The sequence below is a fragment of the Burkholderia sp. E168m23 genome, from assembly GCF_016586125.1.
GTDB classification, from domain to species: Bacteria; Pseudomonadota; Gammaproteobacteria; order Burkholderiales; family Burkholderiaceae; genus Burkholderia; species Burkholderia orbicola.
In genome coordinates this window covers 1-4,056 of the sequence record NZ_BCPP01000676.1, presented here as the reverse complement: position 1 = coordinate 4,056, position 4,056 = coordinate 1, and the positions used below count along the sequence as shown (strand labels likewise).

Annotated in this window: 4 protein-coding genes; 1 reads left to right on the top strand and 3 read right to left on the bottom strand. The window is 67.6% G+C overall.

Annotated features, from left to right (window positions below):
* The 3 genes from JMF90_RS27250 to JMF90_RS27240 all read right to left on the bottom strand — a co-directional run.
* Window positions 1-673: DEAD/DEAH box helicase (locus JMF90_RS27250; RefSeq protein ID WP_201325660.1), on the bottom strand; the 673-nt coding region annotated here is incomplete at its 3' end.
* Window positions 674-810: 137 nt separating this feature from the next.
* Window positions 811-2,109 (bottom strand): cytochrome c, encoded by a 1,299-nt coding sequence (locus tag JMF90_RS27245; RefSeq protein ID WP_011546140.1) that lies wholly within the window; start codon window positions 2,107-2,109, stop codon window positions 811-813.
* Between the two features lie 19 nt (window positions 2,110-2,128).
* Window positions 2,129-2,893, bottom strand: a complete 765-nt coding sequence (locus JMF90_RS27240; RefSeq protein WP_011546139.1) for a c-type cytochrome — start codon at window positions 2,891-2,893, stop codon at window positions 2,129-2,131.
* Window positions 2,894-3,283: 390 nt separating this feature from the next.
* Between JMF90_RS27240 and JMF90_RS27235 the strand changes: the two genes are divergently transcribed.
* The coding region (locus JMF90_RS27235) for a CopD family protein (RefSeq protein ID WP_201325659.1) at window positions 3,284-4,056 on the top strand (773 nt) is incomplete at its 3' end.

Below are 4,056 nucleotides of genomic sequence, written 5' to 3'. Positions count from 1 at the left end.
TCTTCTGCGCGACGCTCTCGGCGGTCGTGTTGCGGCGGGCGACCTCGATCAGCGCGGGCGAGTCGAGCAGGCTGTCGGCGAGCGCCTTGATTTCATCCGAGAAGGTCGCCGAGAACAGCAGGTTCTGACGCTGCGGCGGCAGCTTCGCGAGCACCCGCTTGATGTCGTGGATGAAGCCCATGTCGAGCATCCGGTCGGCTTCGTCGAGCACGAGGATGTCGAGATCCGACAGGTCGATGGTCTTCTGCTGCATGTGGTCGAGCAGGCGGCCCGGCGTCGCGACGACGATGTCGACGCCGCGCTTGAGCGCATCGATCTGCGGATTGATGCTGACGCCGCCGAACATCACGGTCGAGCGCAGCTTCAGGTACTTGCTGTACGCACGGACGCTTTCCTCGACCTGGGCGGCGAGTTCGCGCGTCGGCGTGAGGATCAGCGCGCGCACCGCGCGCTTCGCGCCACGGTGCTCGGCGTAGAACGTGTGCAGGCGTTGCAGGATCGGCAGCGTGAAGCCGGCGGTCTTGCCGGTGCCGGTTTGTGCGCCGGCGAGCAGGTCGCCGCCGCCGAGGACGGCCGGGATCGCCTGCTGCTGGATCGGAGTCGGCGACGTATAGCCGAGCTCGTTGACCGCCTTGACCAGCGGTTCGGCCAGGCCGAGAGATTCGAAAGACATAGATACCACTCTTGAGTTTTATGATCGGCGATGCAGCGCGCGGCCCGCGCGGCAAACCTGCATCGCTAAACAGCCAAAAAGCAAAAGGGCGCGGCCGCGGTTTCCCGCAGCCGCGCCCCGTTTGTGTGAGCCGCTTCTTAGTCGAGCGGCGCGGAACGCAGGTCGCTCACCTGTTGCGGCGAGATCGGCGTACCGTTGTTACCCCAAGACATCCGGATATACGTGACGACCGCCGCGACTTCCTGGTTCGACAGCGACTGCGCGAACGGCGGCATCCCATACGGACGCGGATTCTTGAACGTGCTCGGCGGGTAGCCGCCATTCAGCACCATGCGGATCGGGTTGACTGCCGATTCCATCATGATCGAGTGGTTGCCCGCGAGCGGCGGATAGGCCGGCGGCTTGCCGGCGCCGGTTTCGGCGTGACAGGTCGCGCAGTTGTCCGCGTAGATCTTCTTGCCCTGGTCGAACAGCGCGTTGCCGAACTGCTTCGACGGCTCGTACTGCATGTTCTTCGGCGCTTCAGCCTTCTGCGGGATCGACTTCAGGTACGTCGACATTGCGCGCGTATCTTCGTCGGTCATGTACTGCAGGCTGTTGTGGACCACGTCCGCCATCGGGCCGAATACCGCACCCTTCTGCGACACGCCGGCCTGCAGCAGGTCGGACAGCTCCTGCACGTGCCAGTCGCCGAGGCCGAGTTCCTTGTCGTTCGTCAGCGACGGCGCATACCAGTTCTGCAGCGGGATCAGGCCGCCGGCGAACGCCGACGAGCTTACCGGGCCGCCCATCATGTTGATCGACGTGTGGCACATCGAGCAGTGGCCGAGGCCTTCGACCAGATACGCGCCGCGGTTCCATTCGACCGACTTCGTCGGGTCCGGCTTGTATTCGCCTTCCTTGAAGAACAGCGTGCGCCAGCCGATCAGCAGGTTGCGGTTGTTGAACGGGAACTTCAGTTCGTGCGGACGGCTCGGCACCGACACCGGCGCGACCGAACGCAGGTACGCGTAGATCGCGTCCGAATCGGCGCGCGTGACCTTCGTGTAGCTCGCGAACGGGAAGCCGGGGTACAGCAGGCTGCCGTCCTTCGAGCGACCCGTGTGCATCGCGCGGTAGAAGTCGTCCGACGTCCACTTGCCGATACCGTTCTGGTCGTCCGGCGTGATGTTCGGCGTGTACATCGTGCCGAACGGCGTCGCCATCGGCAGGCCGCCCGCGAACGACTTGCCGCCGCGCACGGTGTGGCACGCGATACAGTCGCCGACGCGCGCGAGGTACTCGCCCTTCTTGATCAGCGCGGCCTGGTCGGCCGGCGTGGCCGCGACGGCAGCAGCGCCGTGCAGCGTGTCGTTGCCCGGCCACAGGACCGGCACGAGGGCGGCAGCCGCGACGATCGCGACGGCCGAGAGTGCAAACAGGGACTTGCGTTTCATTGTGTCTGTCTCCCTTGCCTTATTGCGGTTCGCTGCCGCAGGCGAGCGGAGTCTTCATCGAACGCGCCGGGGCCGGCACGGGGTTGGCGGGCGCCGGTTGCGCGGCGAGCCATGCGGTCACGGCCGTCACGTCTTCGTCGGAAAGCTTCGCGGCGATGTCGTGCATGCAGTCGGGCGCCTTCGCGTGGCGGTTGCCCGAGCGCCATGCGCCGAGCTGCGCGCTCAGGTAATCGGCGTGCAGGCCGACGAGGCCCGGGATCGCCGGCTGCATGCCGGTCAGGCCCGCGCCGTGGCAGGCCACGCAGGCGGGCAGCTTGCGGGCCGGGTCGCCCTGCGTGACGAGCTGCTTGCCGCGTGCGAGCGTCGCGGCCGGCAGCGTCGACTTCGCCGGCGTCGGGTACGGCGGACGTTCGGCCGAGAAGTGCTCGGCGATTTCGCGCAGGTAGTCGTCGTTCAGGTACGTCAGCAGATAGTTCATCGGCGGGTACTTGCGCCGGCCGTCACGGAAGTTGACGAGCTGGTTGTACAGGTACTCGGCCGGCTTGCCGGCAAGCCGCGGGAAATAGTCGTTGTCCGTGCCCTGGCCGTGGACGCCGTGACATGCGGTACAGCCGCGCACGCGCTCGGCCATGGTATCGGGTGCCTTGAGCGGCGCCTGCTGGGCGTGCGCTTGCTCCGTGGGCTTGGTCTGCGCTTGGGCAGCGCTCATAAGGCCCGCGCCGCCGATCATCAGAACGGCGAGCAGCGGACGGAAGAGGCGTCTTGAAGACACACGAGACTCCATGTTTATTCGTCGGGGACCTTGTCCGGGCTACGATCGGCTCGGCGCATGGACGGCAGGACAGCCGGGCTGCTGCGACGCGGCATTCTATCATCGATGGGTAATGACGGCTATTTGACGAAAGGACATCGGTTCCTGTCCGTTTGCGACTTGCGACAATTTGACGCGCATTGCGGTCGGGCCGTGTGAACCGGCGTGCGTTTTCACCATCGAAGACCGTACACTCGCGGGTCGCGCGGCGCCGCCTCCGCCGCAGGTCCAGTCATTTCTCCCGTTTCCGGATTCATCGATGACGTTTTCTACCGTGCCGTTGCCTTCCTCACGCTGTCCGTCCCGCTGTCCGTCCCCTCGCAGCCGCCCTGCCGGCCTGCCGCTTGCGGGAGGGTGTGCGCGATGAAGTTCGACAGCTTGTGGATCGGTCAGGTCGCACTCGCGGCGCTGATGGATGCGGCGTTCGCGATGGCGGTCGGCTCGGCGCTGCTCAAGGCGTGGCTCGGCAAGGACGGCGCGCGGCCGGTCGTCGCGCCGTCGCACCCCGCATGGCTGCGTGCGCAACATTCGCTGGTCGCGGCGGCGCTGGCGCTGGTGCTCGCCGATCTCGGCTGGCTCGTCTACGAGGCCGCGGCGATGAGCGGCGCGGGGCTTGGCGGCGCGTTCGCCGCGATTCCCGTGATGCTGATGCAGACGCACACGGGCTTCGCGTGGAGCGTCGCGTTCGCCGGCGCGGTGGTGCTCGCGTTCGTCGCGCTCGCGAAGCCGGACGGCCCGCTCGCGCATGCGGTGCTGTGGCTCGCGGTGATCGTGGTCGCGGCCGGCAAGGCCTCGCTCGGCCATGCGGCCGATAGCGGCGTGCTGTCCGCGGCGGTCGGCGTGCAGACGCTGCACCTGCTGGCCACCGCCGTATGGGGCGGCCTCGTGCTCGCGGGCGGGCTCGCGGTGCTGCCCGCGCTGGGGACGTCGGTCGCGCGCGGCGCGCTGATCCGTATCGGCCAGCACCTGTCGCGCACGTCGATCGTCGCGGTGGTGTTCGTGCTCGGCACGGGCGTGCTCAACGCGATCCGCGGGCTCGGCGGCTCGCTCGCGCCGCTCGACGGCAGCACGTGGGGGCGCGTGTTGCTGTTGAAGCTGCTGCTCGTCGCACTCGCGCTCGTGCTCGGCGGCCTCAA